Below are 19170 nucleotides of genomic sequence, written 5' to 3'. Positions count from 1 at the left end.
GCCCCTCATCCTGCCTGTTCCGTTACGTACCGGGAGGTGCGTAACGGAACGCCTAGCGTCCTGCCCGACGGTAATCGACGGCCGGGAGGTCAGGGATGCGGATCGGGTTGCTCGGCGCGGGGAACATGGCGGGCGCGCTGGGAGAGCAGTGGGCGCGGGCGGGCCACGAGGTGCTGGTCGGGGCGCGCGACCCGGGGAAGGCGGCCGCGCTCGCGGAGCGGATCGGGTACGGCGCGCGGAGCGGGACGTTCCGGGAGGCGGCGGAGTTCGGCGAGGCGGTGCTGCTGGCCGTCTGGTACGAGGGCGTCGCGGACGTGCTGGAGGCGGCCGGCCCGCTGGACGGGCGGGTGCTGATCGACTGCACCAACGCGACCGCGCCGCCGGACTTCACGCTGAGGACGCCCTCGGTGGCGGGGTGGATCGCGGAGCGGGTGCCCGGCGCCCGCGTGGTGAAGGCGTTCAACCTCTGCCATGAGAGCGTGTGGCGGCTGGCGCCGCCGCCGGTGGGCGTGCCGCTGTGCGGGGACGCGGAGGCGGTGGCGGTCGTGGCGGGGCTCGTCCGGGAGATGGGGTGCGCGCCGCTGCACGGCGGCGGGCTGGAGCGGGCCGGTCTGCTGGAGGCCACGGCGGCGTTCGCGCTGGGGGTGTACTTCGGCGGACCGGAGGTGGGCGATCCGCGTGGAATGTTCCCGCCGATAAAGATCGCTGCCGAAGGCGTTGGACCGATCGCAGCGGGGTCCACCAGCCGCTAGCATCCCGCCATGCATCAGGCGTACCGCACCGCGCTGGTCACCGGCGCCTCCAGCGGCATCGGCGAGAGCTTCGCCCGGCTCCTCGCCGGCCGCGGCACCGATCTGGTGATCACGGCGCGGCGGGCGGACCTGCTGGACGGGCTCGCGCGCGAGCTGGTCGAGCGGTACCGGGTCGCGGTCGAGGTGGTCGCCGCCGACCTCACCGACCCGGAGCAGCGCGGCGCGGTCGAGCGGCGGCTGCGCGAGGACCCGGTGGAGCTGCTGGTCAACAACGCCGGGTACGGGGCGTTCGGGCCGTTCGCCGAGCTGCCGCTGGCCGACCAGCTGCGCGAGATCGAGCTGAACGTGGTGGCGCTGGTGCGCCTCACCCACGCCGCGCTGCCCGCGATGATCGAGCGGCGGCGCGGCGGGGTGCTGAACGTGGCGTCGATGGCGGGGTTCGCGCCGTCGCCGGGGAGCGCGACGTACGGGGCGACGAAGGCGTACGTCAGCGCGTTCTCCGAGAACCTGCACGCCGAGGTGGCGGGCCAGGGCGTGCACGTGACCGCGCTGTGCCCGGGGTTCACCCGGACGGACGAGGAGTCGGCGGCGGGGCTGCTGTGGCTGCGCCGCGACGACGTGGCGCGGGCCGGGCTGGACGCGGTGGCGGCGGGGCGCGCGCTGTGCGTGCCGGGGCCGCAGTACAAGGCGGTGCTGCCGGCGCTGCGGATGGTGCCGCGGCCGCTGCTGCGGGCGGCGGCCAACCGGGTGTGGCAGCAGGCCGCCGGGACGCGCTGACGCGGGCGTTCCCCGCGGCGGGTTGACAAAGAGTTCCCGGTTTTCCTTGCCCGGGTCTACAAGAAATGGGCCGCCCTGATTGTGAAGGGTGTGACTTGACGTCGCGGACGCGGCTCGCGAGCCTAGAAACCTACCCTTTCGTAGGTTGCTGCCGGTGCCGCTCGAGGACGGCACTGACCTGCGGAGGATCGGTAACCCGTACCGCTGACACGCCCGCGTGCCGGACGGTGCGCCATCACGTACAGCGAAGGATGCAGGCATGCCCGAGACGTTCCAGACCAAGCTGATGCTCGACCTTGAGCCGGTGGTGGCGAAGGAGCTCGACCGGCACCTGTCGATGGCCAAGGAGTGGTTCCCGCACGAGTACGTGCCGTGGAGCCAGGGCCGCGACTTCGAGATGCTCGGCGGCGAGCCCTGGTCGATCGAGGACTCCAAGATCAGCAAGGAGGCGCGGGAGTCGCTCATCGTCAACCTGCTGACCGAGGACAACCTGCCGGGCTACCACCGGGCGATCGCCGAGGTCTTCGGCCGCGACGGGGCCTGGGGCACCTGGGTCAACCGGTGGACGGCCGAGGAGAACCGGCACGGCATCGTGATCCGCGACTACCTGACGGTGACCCGCGCGGTCGACCCGGAGGCGCTGGAGCGGGCCCGGATGCACCACATGGAGGTCGGGTACGAGGCCGACCACGGCGAGTCGTTCCTGCACGGCGCGGCGTACGTGTCGTTCCAGGAGCTGGCGACGCGGGTCTCGCACCGCAACACCGGCAAGGCGTCCGGCGACCCGCTCTGCGAGCAGATGCTGACGCGGGTGGCGGCCGACGAGAACCTGCACATGATCTTCTACCGGAACCTGCTCGCGAACGCGCTGGAGCTGGCGCCGAACGAGACCATGCGCGCCATCACCGACGTGGTGAAGAACTTCCAGATGCCGGGCCACAGCATCGACGGCTTCCTGCGCAAGTCGGTCGTGATCGCGAACGCCGGCATCTACGACCTGCGGCTGCACCACGACGACGTGCTGACGCCGGTGCTGCGCAAGTGGGGCGTGTGGGACCGCACCGACCTCGACGACGACGGCGACAAGGCCCGGGACGAGCTGGCGGAGTTCATGGCGGGGCTGGACGACGCCGCGACGAAGTTCGAGACGCGCCGCGAGGAGCGCCGCGCCCGGCGGGCCGCCCGCCGCGAGAGCTGACCCGCCGCCCGCGTGCCGCTCGGGTACCGCCCGCGCCCGGACTCGCAGAACGATCGGAACGTATGCCCTGTTTCCGGCGTCATAGGGGTTATGGGGACGCATCGGCGACTGGGCGGGTATCGGTTGCTGGGCGAGATCGGCCGGGGGAGCACCGCGGTCGTCCACCTGGCCATGGACGCCGCGGGCCGCGAGGTCGCGGTGAAGGAGATCCTGCCCGAGTTCGCCGCCGAGGCCGAGGGGCGCCGGCGGCTGGCCCGGGAGATCGCCGTCCAGTCCAGGATCCGGAGCCCCTACGTGGCGCGGCTGCTCGACGGCGACGTGGCCGCCGAGCGGCCGTATCTGGTCATGGCGCACGTTCCGGGGACGCCGCTGAACGATCTGGTCGCCGCGTACGGGCCGTTCCGGGGGGACCGGCTGCTGCGGCTGGCGCGGCGGCTGGCGCTCGGGCTGGCGGCGGTGCACGACGCGGGGGTCCTGCACCGCGACCTGGCGCCCGGGAACGTGATCGTCCTGGGCGACCGGCCGACGCTGATCGACTTCGGGATCGCGCACGGCGCCGGCGCCGACCAGATCACCCGCCGCGGCATGGTGGTCGGGACCCCCGCCTACCTGGCGCCGGAGCTGATCGAGGGGGAGCCGGCGACGGCCGCCTCCGACGTGTTCTCCTGGGCCGCGACCCTGGCCTGCGCCGCCACCGGGCGGCCGCCGTACGGGCGGGGATCGCTGCACGGCACCTGCTTCCGCATCCTGCGCGGCGAGCACGACCTCGACGGTATCGCCGGCCCGCTGGCCGGGCTGCTCCCGCTGGGGCTGCGGCGCGACCCGGCGGCGCGGCCGTCCGCCCGCTGGTTCGCGGGCGCGCTCGCGGAGGGGAGCGGCGCGGTGACGGAGCGCGGAGGGGTGGTCGCGGCCTAGACCCGCACGCCGGCCGTACGGCCGTGGCGCGACGCCCCGGCCCCGAGAGGCGAAGGTAGGGTTTCGTAAACGATGAAGGGGGTTGCCACGTCCGGGGAGCGCATCGGCCACTACCGCATCCAGAAGACTCTGGGGGAGGGCGGTATGGGCGTCGTGTACCTCGGCGCCGATCCCGAGGGACGCAACGTCGCCATCAAGGTGCTGCGGCCCGCCGTCGCCGGCGACGCCACCGCGCGCCGCCGGCTGGCCCGCGAGGTCGACTCGATGCGGCGGGTGCACAGCCCGCACGTCGCCGAGATCCTCGACGCCGACGTGACCGCCGACCGGCCGTACATCGTCACCCAGTACGTCCCGGGCCGGACGCTGGAGGAGCTGGTCGAGGAGGACGGCCCGGTCTACGGGCAGGCCCTGCAGCGGCTGGCGGTCGGGCTGGCCGCGGCGCTGTCGGCGATCCACGGCGCCGGGATCATCCACCGCGACCTCAAGCCCGGCAACGTCATGCTGGTCGACACCGAGCCGGTCGTCATCGACTTCGGCATCGCGCAGGGCGCGGACGCGACCCGGCTGACCGCCACCGGCATGGTGATCGGCACGCCCGGCTACCTGGCCCCGGAGATCATCGAGGGCGAGGACGCGGGCGCCCCGTCCGACGTGCACGCCTGGGCGGGGACGGTCGCGTACGCCGCGACCGGCCGGCCGCCGTTCGGCTCCGGCACCTTCGAGTCGATCTTCTACAAGATCATGTCGAGCAACCCGGACCTGGAGGGCGTGCCCGAGGCGCTGCTGCCGGTGCTGCGCTCGGCCATGGCGCGGCACCCCGCCGAGCGGCCCACCGCGGTCAACCTGACGCAGATCTGCCGAAAGATCCACTTCGAGGCGACGCTCACCGACCAGACCCGCGTCGACGAGCACTACCCGCTCCCGGACGGCACCGGCGCGCAGCCGCCCGCGCCGCCCGCGCCGCAGCCCGCCGAGCGGCCCCCGCACGACCACGCGCAGACGTTCTCGATGCCGCCGTCGACGTCCCAGCCGGGCCCGTCGGGCACCGGCTCGACCGGCTCGACCGCTCCCGCCGGCCCGCCGGCCCCGGTCCCGGTCGGGCCGCCGCCGGCGCAGCCCAAGGACTTCAAGGGCATGCTGCCCCCGGCGGCGCCGCCGCCCGTCCCGCCGCCCGGGCCCAGCCCGTACGAGACGAGCGGGACCCGGCCGGGCCCGGGCTGGTACGAGCAGGCGTCGTACGCGCCGTACCAGCAGCCCCAGCAGGCGCCGCCGCAGCCACCGCCGCCGAGCCACGGAGCGCTCCAGCGCGGCGCCCCGCCGCCGCCCGGACCCGACCCGTACGGGCGCGGCACGCAGCCGCGCCCCGAACAGCGCCCCCGGGACGCGGGGCCGCGGCCGGACGGCAGGGACGCGCCCAAGCCGTACGGCTGGTTCCGCGTGCTCAGCTTCCTGCTGCTGATCGCGCTGCTCGGCTTCGCCAACATCGCGCCGCTGCTCGCCCTGGCCGTCACCGGCGTGGGCGTGGTGCTGCTGCGCGCGGGCGACAAGGCCGCCAAGGGCATGGAGGGCAAGCGGACCCGTCGCGGGCCGCGCTCGGGCGACGCGGTGGCGGCGACGTTCAAGTCGCCGCTGCACCTGCCCGGAGCGCTGATGGTGACGGCGCTGCTCGGCTCCCTCGGCCTGCTGGCGGGGCTGATCCTGCTCGTGGTGCTGATGTTCGCCAACCCGGACATGACGGCGTCGCGGGCGATCGCGTACTCCTCCATGGCCGTGATCCTGCTGCTCGGCCTGGCCCCGGGCAGCGGCGCGCCGCGCCGCCAGCTGGCCCGCCTGTGGGGCGCGGTGATGCCGCGGGCACAGGCCGCCATGGTGGGCGCGCTGATCCTGGGGATCTTCGCGGTGGTGCTGGTCGTCCTCTCGCAGCGGCAGCCGCCCGACACCACTCCGCTGAACGGGATGTCGCAGGACCTGGAGGACCTGCGCGCCGACATCAAGGACCTCGTGAGCGGAGGCATCCCCTTCATCTAGGCGGCCGTCAAGTGAGATCTGCGTCACGGGCGCCGCTGGGCGGGACGGTGCGCCCGGCGGGACGCCCGGCGTGGGTAATGTCTCCTCAGCTGGGATTTGCCACGAGGCTACCGACGGGTAACATTCGTGGGACACGGCTTAATCAGGGACCCGGAGCCGAAGCGCGTTCGGGTGTTTGGCAGGCTGTGGGTGCTAACGCATTCCAGACCGCGTCGACCCGCCCCGGGCGGCGCCCCTCTGCCGCTTACCCCAGCGGCCATGAAGAGTGCAGGGAGGTCGGCCACCGGCCATGAACATCGTCGTCCTGGTGAAGCAGGTTCCCGACACGGAGAGCCCGCGCAAGCTGAAGTCCGAGGGCAGCACGCTCGACCGTGCCGCCGCGGACGGTGTCATCAACGAGCTCGATGAGTACGCCATCGAGGAGGCGCTGCGCATCAAGGAGGCCCACGGCGGCGAGGTCACCGTCCTCACCATGGGTCCCGACAAGGCGACCGACTCGATCCGCAAGGCCCTGGCCATGGGAGCGGACAAGGCCGTGCACCTCGTCGATGACGCGCTGGCCGGCTCCGACGCCGTGCAGACGTCGTACGCCATCCAGCAGGCCCTCGGCCGCACCGGGTTCGACCTGGTGATCGCGGGCGCGGAGTCCACCGACGCCCGTACCGGCGTGCTGGCCGCGATGCTGGCCGAGCGCCTCGGCGTGCCGCAGCTGTCGCTGGCCAACAAGGTCGAGATCGACGGCTCCGCCATCAAGATCCAGCGGCAGACCGACTACGGGTTCGACCGGGTCGAGGCGAGCCTGCCGGCCGTCGTCAGCGTGGTCGAGAAGATCAACGAGCCGCGCTACCCCTCGTTCAAGGGGATCATGGCGGCCAAGAAGAAGCCGGTCGAGACGCTGGGCGTCGCCGACGCCGGCATCGAGGCCGGCCAGGTCGGCCTGGCCAACGCCACCACCACGGTGGTGGACTTCGCCGAGGCCCCGCCGCGGGCCCAGGGGCAGATCGTCACCGACGAGGGCGACGGCGGCGCCAAGATCGCCGAGTTCCTCGCCTCGAAGAAGTTCGTCTGAGCGAGGAAGGGGAGTACTGACACATGGCTGAGATTCTCGTCCTCGTCGACCACGTCGACGGCGAGGTCAAGAAGGTCACCCTCGAGCTGCTGACGCTGGCCCGCCGGCACGGCGAGCCCGCGGCCGTATGGATCGGTCCGGGGCATGAGGGTGCCAAGGACAAGCTGGCCGAGTACGGCGCCGCGAAGGTCTACGTGGCCGCCGACGAGGAGCTGAGCTCCTACGTCGTCGCGCCCAAGGCCGCGCTGCTGGCCCAGCTGGTGAACGACAAGTCGGCCGCGGCCGTGCTCGTCGCCGCGACCGGCGAGGGCAAGGAGATCGCGGGCCGGCTGGCCATCAAGCTCGGCTCCGGCGTCCTCACCGACGTCGTGGACGTCGCCGAGGGCTTCGTCGGCGAGCACTCGATCTTCGGTGGCGCGCTCATCGCGCACGCCAAGGTCACCGCCGGCACGCCCGTCATCGCCGTCCGGCCGAACTCCATCGCCCCGGAGGCCGCCCCGGCCGCCGCGGCCGAGGAGCAGGTCTCGGTGGCGCTGTCGGACGCCGACAAGGCCGCGAAGATCGTCGAGAAGGTCGTCCAGGAGAAGGGCGAGCGCCCGGACCTCACCGAGGCGGCCATCGTCGTCTCCGGTGGACGCGGGGTCGGCGGCGCCGAGAACTTCTCGATCATCGAGGGCCTGGCCGACTCGCTCGGCGCGGCCGTCGGCGCCTCCCGCGCCGCGACCGACGCCGGCTGGTACCCGCACCAGTTCCAGGTGGGCCAGACCGGCAAGACCGTGTCGCCACAGCTCTACATCGCGGTCGGCATCTCCGGCGCCATCCAGCACCGGGCCGGCATGCAGACCTCGAAGACCATCGTCGCCATCAACAAGGACCCCGAGGCGCCGATCTTCGAGCTGGTCGACTACGGGATCGTCGGCGACCTCTTCCAGGTGGCGCCGCAGCTCACCGAGGAGATCACCAAGCGCAAGTGACGCCCGAGGGCGTGACGAACGGCCGGGACGCGGGCGCGTCCCGGCCGTTCCGCTTTCCCGTGGCCGCCCCGGTTTTATGTGGATTTTCGCCGCCGGTGGGAAGACTGCCTGGCGCGGGGCGAGGCCGCCACCGCCTGGAACAGTGCGACACCTCACCCACGTTGTGAGTGCGAGCGGTGACCGCCGAACCCAAGGGAGCCATGGAAGCGATCCCCGAACGCAACGGACACTCCCGTACGGACTCCCGTACGGCGCCGCACGGGCGGCTGTCCCCGGCGCCGCGCCCGCTGCCCGTCTCGCCGCGCGAGACGGTCACCGTCGACGACGTCGGCGCCCTGGGCGACCGGCTGCGCGCCGCCGTGCTGGGCGCGGTGCGGATGCCCGCCGACGTGCTGGAGGTCGTGCTCGCGACCGTGCTGGCCGGCGGCCACCTGCTGGTCGAGGACCATCCCGGCGTCGGCAAGACCCAGCTCGCCCGCACGCTGGCCCGTACCCTCGACGGCCGCTTCGCGCGCGTGCAGGCGACCGTCGACCTGCTCCCCGCCGACATCGTCGGCGCGAACGTGTGGCGCGCCGACACCGGCGCGTTCGAGTTCCGGCCCGGCCCGGTCTTCGCGAACGTCGTGCTCGTCGACGAGATCAACCGGGCCACCCCCAAGACGCAGTCCGGGCTGCTGGAGGCCATGGAGGAGCGGCAGGTCACGGTGGACGGCGAGAGCCGCCCGCTGCCGTCCCCGATGGTCGTGATCGCCACCCAGAACCCGGCGGCCGGGTACGACGGCACGTACCCGCTCCCGCCCGCCCAGCTCGACCGGTTCCTGGCCCGGGTCTCGCTCGGCTACCCGTCCGCCGACCAGGAGATGGAGCTGCTGCGCGCCGGGCCCGAGCCGGCCGCCGACGCGGTCACCGACCCGGCCCGGCTGCTGGCGGCGCAGGAGGCGGTCGCGGAGGTGCACGCCGCCGACCCGCTGCTGCGGTACGTGGTCGAGCTGCTGGCCGCCACCCGCGAGCACCCCCTCGCCGAGGTCGGCGCGAGCCCGCGCGCCGGGCTGCTGCTGCTCGCCGCCGCCCGCGCCCGCGCCGCGCTGAACGGCCGCGCGTTCGTGCTGCCCGACGACGTCCAGGAGCTCGCGGCGCCCGTGCTCGCGCACCGCATCCAGCGCACCGGCGCGGCCCCGGCCGGCGCCGCCCGCGAGGTCGTCGAGGACGCCGTCCGGCGGGTCCGGGCGCGATGACCCGCCGCGGCCCGTTCTCGCGCGAACGCCGCCGGGAGCGCCGGGCCGAGCGGCCCGAGCGGCCCGGGCGGGTGTCGGGGCGCTGGCCCCTCTGGCTGCTCGCGGCGGCGGCCATCGGGGGCCTCGCCGCCGCGCTGCCCTCGCTGACGCTGTTCACCCTCGCGGCGGGGCTCGTCCTGACGATGCTCGCCGGCGTGCTCGTCACGGCGGCGGCGGGCGGCCGGGTGACCGTCGCCCGGAACGTTCCCGCGCGCGAGGCGGGCGAGGACGACCCGCTGCTCCTCGACTTCGCCGTCCGCATGCCCGCCTGGGCGCCCCTCCGGCTGGAGGTGCGCACCGCCGACGGCGGGTGGGCCGTGCTGGACCGCACCGGCGGCACCGTCGAGCTGGTGGTCGGCCGCCGCGGCGCGCACGTGCTGGGCCCGTCCCGGCTGCGCGTCGGCGACCCGCTCGGCATCCTGCGCCGCCCGCTGCGGGCGGGGGCCGCCGAGCCGGTGCTGATCCTGCCCGACCCGGCCGGCGACGCGCGGACGATGCCGCCCCGCGCCGTGCGCGCCGACGACCTGGAGCCGGACGGGCTGCGCCCGTACGTGCCGGGCAGCCCGATCAGCCGCATCCACTGGGCCTCGCTGGCCCGCGGCGGCGAGCTGCAGGAGCGCCGGTTCGCGGCGCCGCCGTCCGGGCTGCCGCTGGTCATCGTGGACACCGCGGACGCCACCGACCCGCGCGCCGTCGACTGGGTCGCCCGCGCCGCCGCCGGATGCGTGCTGGCGCTGGCCCGCGACGGCGGCTGCGAGGTGCTGCTGCCGGTCGCCGAGGCCCCCGTCCCCGCGGTGGACGAGCCGTCCTGGCGGGCCGTGCGCCGCCGGCTCGCGCTGCTGGAGGGCGGCCAGGCGGCGGTCCGGCCGCCGGGCGGGCGCGCGTCCTCGGTCGTCCAGGTGCCGGCCGGCCTCGACCTCGGCCCGCCCCGCCCGCCGCTCCCGCCCGGCGTCGTGGCGCTGCCCGCCGGCCGCGCCCTCCACCTGGTCACCGAGCTGAGCGCCCCGCGCACCGCCCGCCCCCAGCGCCCCGCGCCCGAACGGGAGCCGGCCCGATGACGCGCCCCGCGGAGCAGCCGGGCCGGACGCCGCACCGGGTGAACGAGCCGGCCGGTGCGCGCCGGGTTCCGTCCCGGCGCCCCGGCCCGGAACGGGAGCGGGCGCGATGACGCGCGCGGCTGGGCTGGTGCTGGCGGCCGTGGTGACGCTGACGGCGTGGGTGCCGCTGCTCGGGTGGCGGGTCCTGTGGGTGCTGCCCGCCGCGACGGTCGCCGTCGCGGCGCTGGCCGCGGGGCGCTTTCCGGGGCGGCCGCTCGCGGTCGCCCTCGCCGCCTGGCCGTTCGCGGCCCTGCCGGCCGGCGGCGCGCCCAAGGGCTGGCTGTGGCCCACGTCCTGGGACACGCTCGTGCTCGCCCTCTCGGACGGCGCGCGCGAGATGGCGCTGCTCGTCCCGGGCGAGCGGGCCGGCGACATCGGCACCCGCTCGCTGTGGCTGCTCGGCGCGGGCGCCGTCTACCTGGCGGCGGCCGCCCTCGCCGCGCCGCGCGAGGCGGGGGCGCTGCGGGCCGTCACCGGGTTCACGCTGCTGGCGACGCCCTGGCTGGTGGCCACCGCCATCCGGCAGACCGACGAGAGCGCCTGGCCGGGCGCGGTGCTGCTGCTGGCCGGGCTGCTGTGGTTCGCGCCGCGCCGGGCGGCCGTCCCGGTGCTGGCGCTCGGCACCGCCGCGGCGCTGGTCGCGGCGTCGGCCGCGCACGCCGTCGGGCCGCGCTCGCAGTGGATCGACTTCGACGACATGGTCGGCCGCGAGCCGCAGTTCCAGACGCTCAACACCACCCAGTCCTACGGCCCCATCAACGACCGGCGGTCCGGCGCCACGATGCTGGAGATCACCTCGCCGCGGCCCGCGCTGTGGCGGATGCAGGTCCTCGAACGGTACGGCTGGCGCGGCTGGGAGGTCGGCGGCGGCGTCGAGCGGGAGGAGCTGCCCGCGCCCGCCGCCGAACGCGTCGACATCCAGGTGACCGTCCGCGGCCTGCGCGACTCCCAGGTCGTCTCGCCCGGCCGGATCCGCTCGGTCGAGGCGGCGGGCAAGGTCGACACGATGCCCGGCGACGCCCGCCGGCTGATCCCGCAGCCGCGCCAGGACGACACCTACGCCGTGCAGGCCGACATGGTCCGCGTCGACCCGGCCGCCCTGCGCGCCGCGCCGCCGGCGACCGACCCCCGGCTCGCCCCGTACACGAGCCTGTGGTTCCGCTGGGGCGGCGAGCGGCTGGCCGGGCGCCTGGGGGAGTACGGCTCGTACCCGCACGTCTCCCCGGGCCTGGAGCGCTTCATGCGCCGCGTCCCCGCGATGCGCGACGTGCTCAACCTGTCGCAGCAGATCGCGGCGGGCGCGCGGACGCAGTACGAGGTCGTGGAGCGCGTCGAGCGCTACCTGACCGAGGGCGGCCGGTTCCGCTACACGACCGACGTGCCGGAGATGGTCGGCTTCCCGATCCTGGACTTCCTGCTGTACGACCGGGCCGGCTACTGCCAGCACTTCGCGGGCGCGGCGGCGCTGCTGCTGCGGCTGGCGGGCGTCCCGACCCGGGTGGTGGCCGGCTTCGCCACCGGCAGGTCCGAGGACGGCCTGTACAAGGTGCGCGACACCGACGCGCACGCCTGGATCGAGGTGTACTTCGAGGGCCAGGGCTGGGTGCCGTTCGACCCGACCCCGGCCGCCGACGCCGAGGTGGCGGCGGAGGTCGATCCGCTGACGCCGCCCGCGCCGGCGGGCTCCGGCGGCGTGCCGCGGGCCGTCCCCGTCGCCGGGATCGGGCTGGTGCTGCTGCTGGGCGCGGCGGTCGCGCTGCGCCGCCGCCGCGGCCACCACGAGCGCCGCCACGGCGAGCTGCTCGAACGCCTCGCCGCCCGTACCGGCGCGTCGGTGACCCCCGGCACGACGCTGACCGAGCTGCGCGGCCGGCTGGAGCGGATCGGCCCGCGCGTCGCGGAGATCGCGGCGGAGGCGGAGCGCGCCCGGTTCGCGCCGGGACCGGCGCCGCCGAGCTCCCGGACGCGCATCGTCCGGGCCCTCGTCGCCGACGTCGGGACGCCCCGCGCCGTGCTGCTGCTCGCCTCGGCCACGCTGCCGCGCTTCGGGGAGGCGGGCGCGGGGACGCGTCAGGGGCGGCCGGAGGGCGAGCCCGGGCCGGCCGGGTAGGGGATCGCCTTCAGGACCTCGGGCCGCAGCAGGCCGGTGAGCGAGCCGTACGGGATCTTGACGGCGGGCTGGCCGCAGGCCATCTCGTACGTGCCGAGGCCGGGCGCGTCCAGGAGCACCTCCAGCTCGGCCTTCGCCAGGGCCAGCTGGACGTACTGGCCGTCCATGAGCGCCGCGGTCAGCGCGGGCGGCCGGTCGGCGAAGCAGGTGCCCGCGGCGCGCTCCCGGACCCGCTCGGAGAGCGTCCGCAGCCCGTCCGCCGCCAGGGCGGACGGGAGGAAGAGGTCGGCCGCGCGCAGCGCCCTGCCGGTCCTGAGGTCGACGGTGACCGTGCGGGCGCGGTTCCAGCTGGAGTGCGAGAGCCGCTGCGAGCGCAGGACGAAGTCGTACCGGACGGAGATGTAGCGCGGGCCGTCCAGCCGCACGCCGGGCGTGACCGTGGACGTGGACGCGGCCGGCCGGCCGGCGCCGCCCGGCTCGGCCAGCGCCCGCCGGTACTCGCCCGCCCGCGCGTCCGCCGGGGCGCGCAGCGCGGCGTTGATCCGCCGGGTGAGCGCCGGGTCGGCGCCGCCCTTGACGAGGACCAGCCGCCCGTCCACCTGGAGCGGCCCGGCGGTCTCCCGGTGCGCGGCCAGCGACACGGTCAGCGGGGGCGGCGGGGGCGGGCCGTCGTCGGCGGCGACGTAGACGGCGGTGCCGCCGCCCGCGACGGCGACGACCCCGCCCGCGACGGCGGCCACGCCCTTGGCCCCGATCCCGGCCCCCGCCGCGCCCGCCCCGACGCCACCCGCGGCCCCGGCGCCGCCCGCGCCACCCGCGGCCCCGGCACCTCCCGCGGCTCCGGCCGCGCTCGCTCCCGACGCGGCGGCCGCGGCGCCCGCGCCCGTGGGGGCGAGGCCGAGCGCGGCAAGCGGGAACAGCGCCGCCACCGCCGCGGCCGCGCCGGCGAGGGCGCGCACGCCGCGCCGCTCCCAGTCCGTCCCGTACGCGGCGGCCGCGGCGTCCTCCAGCGCCGCCACGAACGCGGCGGCGCCCGCCGGCCGCGCCCAGGGGTCCTTGGCCATGCCCTGCTCGACCAGCGGGCGCAGCGGCTCCGGAACGTCCGCCAGCGGGACGGGATCGTTCAGGTGCGCCCGCATCAGCGGCAGGACCCCGGTACCGGCGAACGGCCGGCGCCCGGTGACGCACTCGAAGAACACGCAGGTCACCGCGTACACGTCGGTCGCGGGCGACACCGGCTCGCCGCGCCACTGCTCGGGCGCCATGTAGACCGGCGTCCCGGACCGGCCCGCCGCGCCCGCGTCCACCGCGACACCGAAGTCGATCAGCTTGCTGAGGCCGTCGCCGCGCACGATCACGTTCGCGGGCTTGTAGTCGCGGTGCACGATGCCGAGCTCGTGCGCGGCGGCCAGGCCGAGCAGGGACCCCTTGAGCACCGCCAGCGCCGCCTCGGGGTCCAGCCGGCCGCGCTCGGCCAGCACCGCCTTGAGCGGGGCGCCGTCCACCGCCTCCATGACGATGGCGGCGCCCTCGGCGGTCTCGACCAGGCCGTACAGGCGGGCGACGTACGGGTCGTACAGCCGCCGCAGCAGGTCCGCCTCGCCGCGGAACCGGACGCGGAACTCCTCGTCCGCGAGCAGCCGCGGCGACAGGTACTTGATCGCGGCCGGGCGGCCGGTGCCGTCGTGCCGCGCCAGCACCACCCGCCCCTGCGCGCCCTCGCCGAGGACGCGCAGCTCGCTGTAGCCCGGCACGCGCCAGTCGCTCATCCCGCCTCCAGATCGCCTGGAGGCGTTATACAGCAAACGCGCCGATCCCGGCGGTCAGGCGGCCACGGTCGCCGGCTCCGGCTCCGCGTCGCCGCCCGCGGCGGGCACCGCCTCCGGGCCCTCCGGACGCGCCGCGCCGGCCCGCTCGCCGACCACGCCGCCGAGCGGGACGTACCGGGCGCCGACCGCGATCAGCAGCGCCAGCGCGACGGTGACGCCGACGCCCACGCGCAGCGAGGTCGCGTCGCCGAGGAAGCCGACCACGACCGGGCCGAGCAGCAGCCCGCCGTACCCCATCGCGCCGACCTGGGCCACCGCGGCGGCCGGGCGGTCCGGGGCGGCGGTGCCGGCCAGCGAGATCGTCGTCGGGACGACCGTGCAGACGACCAGGCCGGTCAGGAAGAACCCGGCGACCGCTACCGGCGCGGTCGGGGCCAGCACGACCAGCGTCATGGTCAGGGCGGTGCCGATCCCGGCGCCGGTGAGCAGCCGGCGGGTGCCGACGCGGGCCCGCATCCGGTCGCCGGCGAGCCGGCCGATCAGCATGGCCAGCTCGAACATCGGGTAGCCGAGCGCGGCCAGTGCCTGGGTGGCGCCCATCTCCTCGTGCAGGAGCAGGCCGCTCCAGTCGGCGATCGAGCCCTCGGTCATGAACGCGATGAACGCCAGCGCCCCGATCAGGTAGACCGCGACGGGCATCCGCGCGCGCTTCCCGGAGCCGTGCGCCGCCGGGGCGGGCGGGTCGGCCAGGTACGTGCGGCCGAGCGCGAGCCCGGCCGGGAGCGTCAGGACCGCGGCGGCCAGCACGGTCGCGGTGAAGCCGAGCCCGGCGGCGGCCGTGGCGACGCCGAACAGCCCGCCGGTCATCGCGCCGACGCACCAGCCGGCGTGCATCCCGCTCATGATCGGCCGACGGTACGCCTGCTCGACCGCGCTGCCCTGGGCGTTCATCGCGATGTCGGTGATCCCGAAGGTCATGCCGAACAGCGCCACGGCGGCGAGCAGCAGGCCGTACGTGGGGGCCACCGCGACCAGCGCGTACGCGACCGCGGTCAGCGGCAGCGCCAGTGCCAGCACCGGCCGGCTGCCGAACCGCGCCATCACCGCGCGCAGCCCCTGCATGGTCACGATCGCGCCGAGCCCCCAGACGAGGACGACGATGCCGACCTCGCCCTCGCTGGTGCCGAACTTCTCGGCCAGCGCCGGCATGCGGGCGACCCACACGCCGGTGAGCAGCCCGGCGACCGCGAAGGTCAGGAACGTTCCCACGCGGGCACGGAGCAGCATGGTTCACCTCTTTCTGTGCGCATCGGGGGCACATCGCGAAGGACCCGTGCCTGGGCACGGGTTGATGGATCAGGGATGAAGCGGGGGGAGGGGGGAGAGGGGGTTTATCGTCGCTCGGCGGCCAGCGCCAGCAGGCGCCGTTTCAGCGCGTCCAGCTCCCCGGCGCCGTACAGCTCCGGGGTGTGGCTCACGACCTCCCAGAGGCCCTCGGCCGCCAGCCGGACGATCATCGCCGCGACCGGGTCGGGGTCCGCGGCGGCCGGCCGGCCGTGCCAGCGGGCCATCGCCTCGTTCAGCGGGGCGGCCAGCTCCGGGTCGGTGGCGGCGGCCATGATCGCCGACCACCGGCGGTACGCGCGGGCCTCGCCGGTGAGGACCTCGAACGTCGCCTCGACGTAGGCGCGGGTGTACGACCCGGGCGCGCCGTCGTCGTGCGCCGCGACCAGCGCGTCGAACTCCTCGATCACCCGCGCGACCAGGCCCTGGACCAGGGCCTCCTTGGTCGGGAAGTGGTAGAGCAGCCCGCCCTTGCTGACGCCGGCGCGGTCGGCGACCGCGGTGAGCGTCAGCGCCTGGGTGCCCTGCTCGGACAGCAGGGCCTCGGCGGCGTCGAGGAGGGCGTGCTTCTTCATGGCGATCCTTACTGTACCGACCGGACGGTACAGCAGGCAAACCACCCGAAATTCCGGTTTGTTCCCGCCCTCATCTCCCCCCGGCCGACCCATGGCCGCCGCCGGGGAACGTTCGGGGCGCGGATACTGTTGTGCGCGTGGTGACCTACCTCGACCATGCGGCGACGACCCCGATGCTGCCCGAGGCCGTCGCGGCGATGACGGCGGAGCTGGGCGAGCTCGGCAACCCGTCCTCCCTGCACGCCGTGGGCCGCCGCTCCCGCCGGGTGGTGGAGGAGTCCCGGGAGATCATCGCCGAGCTGTTCGGCGCCCGCCCCAGCGAGGTCGTCTTCACCTCCGGCGGCACCGAGGCCGACAACCTCGCCGTCAAGGGGATCTACTGGGCCCGCCGGGCCGCCGACCCCGCCCGTACCCGGGTGCTGGCCGGCGCCGTGGAGCACCACGCCGTCCTGGACGCCGTCCAGTGGCTCGCCGACCACGAGGGCGCCCGGGTCGACTGGATCCCGGTGGACGCGCGCGGCCGCGTCGACCCCGCGTCGCTGCGCGAGCTGATGGGCCCGGACGTCGCGCTGGTCACCGCCATGTGGGCCAACAACGAGGTCGGCACCGTCCAGCCCGTCGCCGAGCTCGCCGCCATCGCCCGCGAGCACGGCGTCCCGTTCCACACCGACGCCGTCCAGGCCGCGGGCCAGCTGCCGGTCGGCTTCCACGCCTCCGGCGCGCACGCCCTCACGCTCAGCGGCCACAAGCTCGGCGGCCCGCTCGGCGTCGGGGCGCTGCTCCTCGGCAAGGGCGTCGACCCGGTCCCGGTGCTGCACGGCGGCGGCCAGGAGCGCGACGTCCGCTCCGGAACGCTCGACACCCCCGCCATCGCCGGCTTCGCCGCGGCCGCGCAGGCCGCCCTCGCCCGCCGCGACGCCGAGGCGGCCCGGCTGGCCGCCCTCCGCGACCGGCTGATCGACGCCGTCCGGTCCGCCGTGCCCGACGCCGTCCTGAACGGCTCGGAGACGGACCGCCTCCCCGGGAACGCGCACTTCTCCTTCCCCGGCTGCGAGGGCGACGCGCTGCTCATGCTCCTGGACGCCCGGGGCATCGAGTGCTCCACCGGCTCGGCCTGCTCGGCCGGCGTCTCCCAGCCCAGCCACGTGCTGCTGGCGATGGGCGCCGACCCGGCCCGCGCCCGCGGCTCGCTGCGCTTCACGCTCGGGCACACCTCGACCGAGGCGGACGTCAAGGCGCTCGCGGACGCCATCGCCCCCGTCGTCGAGCGCGCCCGCCGCGCCGGGCTCTCCTGACCGTTCCGCCGTAACGGACGTTTCGGGCCGCCGCTCGCGGGGACCGATGGCGGGATGACGGAGAACGTTGCCGACAGCGGCCTGCGGCGGACGGCCGGACACCCCTGGTTCCACCGGCTGACCCGGACCGGCCTGGCCGCGCGCGGCGTCATCTACCTGCTGATCGGCTGGCTCGCGCTGCGGATCGCGTTCGGCCGCGGCGGCGGCCACGAGGCCGACCAGCGCGGCGCGCTGGAGACCGTGGTCGGCGGACCCGGCGGGACCGCCGCGGTGTGGCTGGTGGCCGCCGGATTCGCCGGGCTGGTCCTCTGGCAGCTGGCGGAGGCCCGGTACGGGCGGCCCGTCCCGGACGGCGGCAAGCCGCACAACCGCGCGCTCGCGTTCGCCCGCGCCCTGATCTACATCGCCGGGCTCGCGGGCTCGGCCGGCATCGCGATCGGGCTGGGCGGCCGGTCGTCCGACCAGCAGTCCCGGGCGTTCACCGCGCGGGCGATGGACGCCCCCGGCGGCCGCTGGCTGGTCCTCGCCGCCGGCGCCGGGTTCGTGATCTGCGGCGCCGTCGTCGTCTGGCACGCCGTCCGCCGCAACTTCCTGGACGAGCTGGAGCCCGGCCTGACCGGCCCCGCCCGCAGGATCGTCGTCCCGCTGGGCGTCGTCGGCAACTGCGCCCGCGGCCTGCTCCTGGCCGGCATCGGCGTCTTCCTCGGGGCCGCCGCGCTCCGGCACGACCCCGGCCGGGCCAAGGGGCTGGACGGCACGCTCCGCGAGTTCACCGCCACGCCCGCCGGCCCCTGGCTGCTGGTCGCCGTCGCGGCGGGTCTCGCCGTCTTCGGCATGTACGCGTTCTGCGAGGCCCGCTGGCGGAAGGTCGACGCCAGCAGCAGACCCGTCAGCTCGGCTTGAACGGCGCCATGGCGCGCCAGGCGGGGTCGCTGGTCGACGACACCTTGGCCTTGCCCTCGCTCCAGCCCGCCGCGAGCTGGTCGAGCTCGGCGACCACACCCGAGTCGGGGTCGGCGTACAGGTGCAGCACCCGCAGCCCGTCGCCGGTCTCCCGCACCGCCAGCACCGCCCGGTCGCCCAGGCCGGCCAGCTTCTTCTCGAACTTGCGCAGCGCGCCCGCCGACGGCTCCACCGGGAGCCGGTCGGGGTTGCTGTGCGCGTACGGCAGCGTGATCGCCACGTGCAGGTCGCACAGCGGGTAGTCCTGGCGGTGCAGCGGGAAGCGCGCCCCCAGCCGGGCGGGATGCCCGCGCGGGGTGCGGCTCTCGCCGGTCAGCCAGGTCGGCTCGGCGAACGGCTCGGCGATCTGCTCCACCACGGCGGGCAGCATCGACGGCGGCAGCGCGTCCATCGGCGCCTCGGTCGCGATCGTGACGTCGCCGATCCAGCGCGCCACGTCGTCCTCGCCCATCGACCAGTCGAGCACGTGCGCCGCGACCTGGAGGCGCTGCTCGTCCGAAACGAACAGGAAGTCGGGGTGGTACGCCGCGATGTGGACCCGGGCGAGACCGGCGTCCGCCCGCATCCCGAGCTTGACGTAGTCGAGGTCGAACTCGTGGTCGCCGAGCACGAGCTTGTGCTCCAGCATCTCCGGGTCGGCCTGCCGCGCCGGGTGGAACCGCCAGTTCCCGGCGACCGTGGCGCGCGGCGCGGCCCGCACCCAGCGCTCGGCCAGCCCGCGCAGCTCCGGGTCGCCCGCCCCGGTGACGGTCAGCACCGGCGGCTCGTCCTCACCGCCGCCGATCTCCCACTGGAGCTCCGGATGGATCTTGTGGACCCGGGCGGACAGCTCCTCGACCAGCGCGGCCGGCAGCCCCTCGCCGGGCTGCGGCTCGCCCGCGTCGGGGCCGTTCAGCGACGACTCGATCTCCTGGCGGGCCTGCGCCCACCACTCCCAGAACTCGCTGATCGAGGCGGGTACGGCAGCGGACGTCTCGCGGGGACGGCGGAAGATTCCCATAGCGGGCCTCATCGTACGCGGAATCGGTGC

The 19170-nt window shown here is 75.7% G+C and carries 16 protein-coding genes; 12 read left to right on the top strand and 4 right to left on the bottom strand.

Annotation, left to right across the window (positions count from 1 at the left end; all coding sequences use genetic code 11):
* The first annotated feature begins 95 nt into the window (after positions 1-95).
* The 10 genes from ACA361_RS22925 (at position 96) to ACA361_RS22880 (ending at position 12194) form a co-directional block, all read left to right on the top strand.
* Positions 96-752, top strand: coding sequence for an NADPH-dependent F420 reductase (locus ACA361_RS22925; RefSeq protein WP_375014802.1), 657 nt, complete (start codon positions 96-98; stop codon positions 750-752).
* Positions 753-761: 9 nt separating this feature from the next.
* Positions 762-1529 (top strand): SDR family NAD(P)-dependent oxidoreductase, encoded by a 768-nt coding sequence (locus ACA361_RS22920; RefSeq protein ID WP_375014800.1) that lies wholly within the window; start codon positions 762-764, stop codon positions 1527-1529.
* 259 nt (positions 1530-1788) lie between these two features.
* The gene (locus ACA361_RS22915; protein WP_375014798.1) at positions 1789-2727 is read left to right on the top strand and encodes an acyl-ACP desaturase; all 939 of its coding nucleotides are present in this window, start codon (positions 1789-1791) and stop codon (positions 2725-2727) included.
* A gap of 123 nt (positions 2728-2850) precedes the next feature.
* On the top strand, positions 2851-3642 hold the full coding sequence (locus tag ACA361_RS22910) for a serine/threonine-protein kinase (protein WP_375014796.1): 792 nt from the start codon (positions 2851-2853) through the stop codon (positions 3640-3642).
* Positions 3643-3714: 72 nt separating this feature from the next.
* Entirely contained in the window at positions 3715-5670 is a 1956-nt protein-coding gene (locus ACA361_RS22905; protein WP_375014794.1) for a serine/threonine-protein kinase, read from the top strand.
* A gap of 289 nt (positions 5671-5959) precedes the next feature.
* Positions 5960-6739, top strand: a complete 780-nt coding sequence (locus tag ACA361_RS22900) for an electron transfer flavoprotein subunit beta/FixA family protein (protein ID WP_375014792.1) — start codon at positions 5960-5962, stop codon at positions 6737-6739.
* A gap of 23 nt (positions 6740-6762) precedes the next feature.
* Positions 6763-7713 carry an electron transfer flavoprotein subunit alpha/FixB family protein gene (locus tag ACA361_RS22895; RefSeq protein ID WP_375014790.1) on the top strand — a complete coding sequence of 317 codons (951 nt, stop codon included), beginning with the start codon at positions 6763-6765 and terminating at the stop codon, positions 7711-7713.
* Positions 7714-7913: 200 nt separating this feature from the next.
* The gene (locus tag ACA361_RS22890; protein ID WP_375014788.1) at positions 7914-8948 is read left to right on the top strand and encodes an AAA family ATPase; all 1035 of its coding nucleotides are present in this window, start codon (positions 7914-7916) and stop codon (positions 8946-8948) included.
* Complete coding sequence (locus tag ACA361_RS22885) at positions 8945-10045, top strand: DUF58 domain-containing protein (RefSeq protein ID WP_375014786.1); 1101 nt, start codon at positions 8945-8947, stop codon at positions 10043-10045. The genes ACA361_RS22890 and ACA361_RS22885 overlap by 4 nt, the downstream gene beginning before the upstream one ends.
* A 106-nt stretch (positions 10046-10151) precedes the next feature.
* Positions 10152-12194 (top strand): transglutaminase family protein, encoded by a 2043-nt coding sequence (locus ACA361_RS22880; RefSeq protein ID WP_375014784.1) that lies wholly within the window; start codon positions 10152-10154, stop codon positions 12192-12194.
* Here the strand turns inward: ACA361_RS22880 and ACA361_RS22875 are convergent.
* The 3 genes from ACA361_RS22875 to ACA361_RS22865 all read right to left on the bottom strand — a co-directional run bounded on the left by ACA361_RS22875 (position 12155) and on the right by ACA361_RS22865 (position 15882).
* Complete coding sequence (locus tag ACA361_RS22875) at positions 12155-13963, bottom strand: serine/threonine-protein kinase (RefSeq protein WP_375014782.1); 1809 nt, start codon at positions 13961-13963, stop codon at positions 12155-12157. The genes ACA361_RS22880 and ACA361_RS22875 overlap by 40 nt on opposite strands.
* A 54-nt stretch (positions 13964-14017) precedes the next feature.
* Positions 14018-15250, bottom strand: a complete 1233-nt coding sequence (locus ACA361_RS22870; RefSeq protein WP_375014780.1) for an MFS transporter — start codon at positions 15248-15250, stop codon at positions 14018-14020.
* 104 nt (positions 15251-15354) lie between these two features.
* On the bottom strand, positions 15355-15882 hold the full coding sequence (locus tag ACA361_RS22865) for a TetR family transcriptional regulator (RefSeq protein WP_375014778.1): 528 nt from the start codon (positions 15880-15882) through the stop codon (positions 15355-15357).
* A 140-nt stretch (positions 15883-16022) separates the two neighbouring features.
* On the opposite strand from ACA361_RS22865, the gene ACA361_RS22860 reads away from it, so the two are divergent.
* Together ACA361_RS22860 and ACA361_RS22855 are read left to right on the top strand one after the other, a co-directional pair.
* A complete protein-coding gene (locus ACA361_RS22860) occupies positions 16023-17177 on the top strand; it encodes a cysteine desulfurase family protein (protein WP_375014896.1) in 1155 nt (384 codons plus the stop codon).
* A 54-nt stretch (positions 17178-17231) separates the two neighbouring features.
* The gene (locus ACA361_RS22855) at positions 17232-18080 is read left to right on the top strand and encodes a DUF1206 domain-containing protein (RefSeq protein ID WP_375014776.1); all 849 of its coding nucleotides are present in this window, start codon (positions 17232-17234) and stop codon (positions 18078-18080) included.
* On the opposite strand, the gene ACA361_RS22850 is transcribed toward ACA361_RS22855, so the two are convergent.
* Entirely contained in the window at positions 18067-19140 is a 1074-nt protein-coding gene (locus ACA361_RS22850; protein ID WP_375014774.1) for a DUF695 domain-containing protein, read from the bottom strand. The two genes, ACA361_RS22855 and ACA361_RS22850, sit on opposite strands and share 14 nt — an antisense overlap.
* Between the last annotated feature and the right edge of the window lie 30 nt (positions 19141-19170).

The organism is Actinomadura sp. 21ATH, assembly GCF_041951345.1.
In the GTDB taxonomy this organism is placed as follows: domain Bacteria; phylum Actinomycetota; class Actinomycetes; order Streptosporangiales; family Streptosporangiaceae; genus Spirillospora.
The sequence above is the reverse complement of the archived record's forward strand: the minus strand, read 5'-3'. Positions and strand labels throughout refer to the sequence as shown.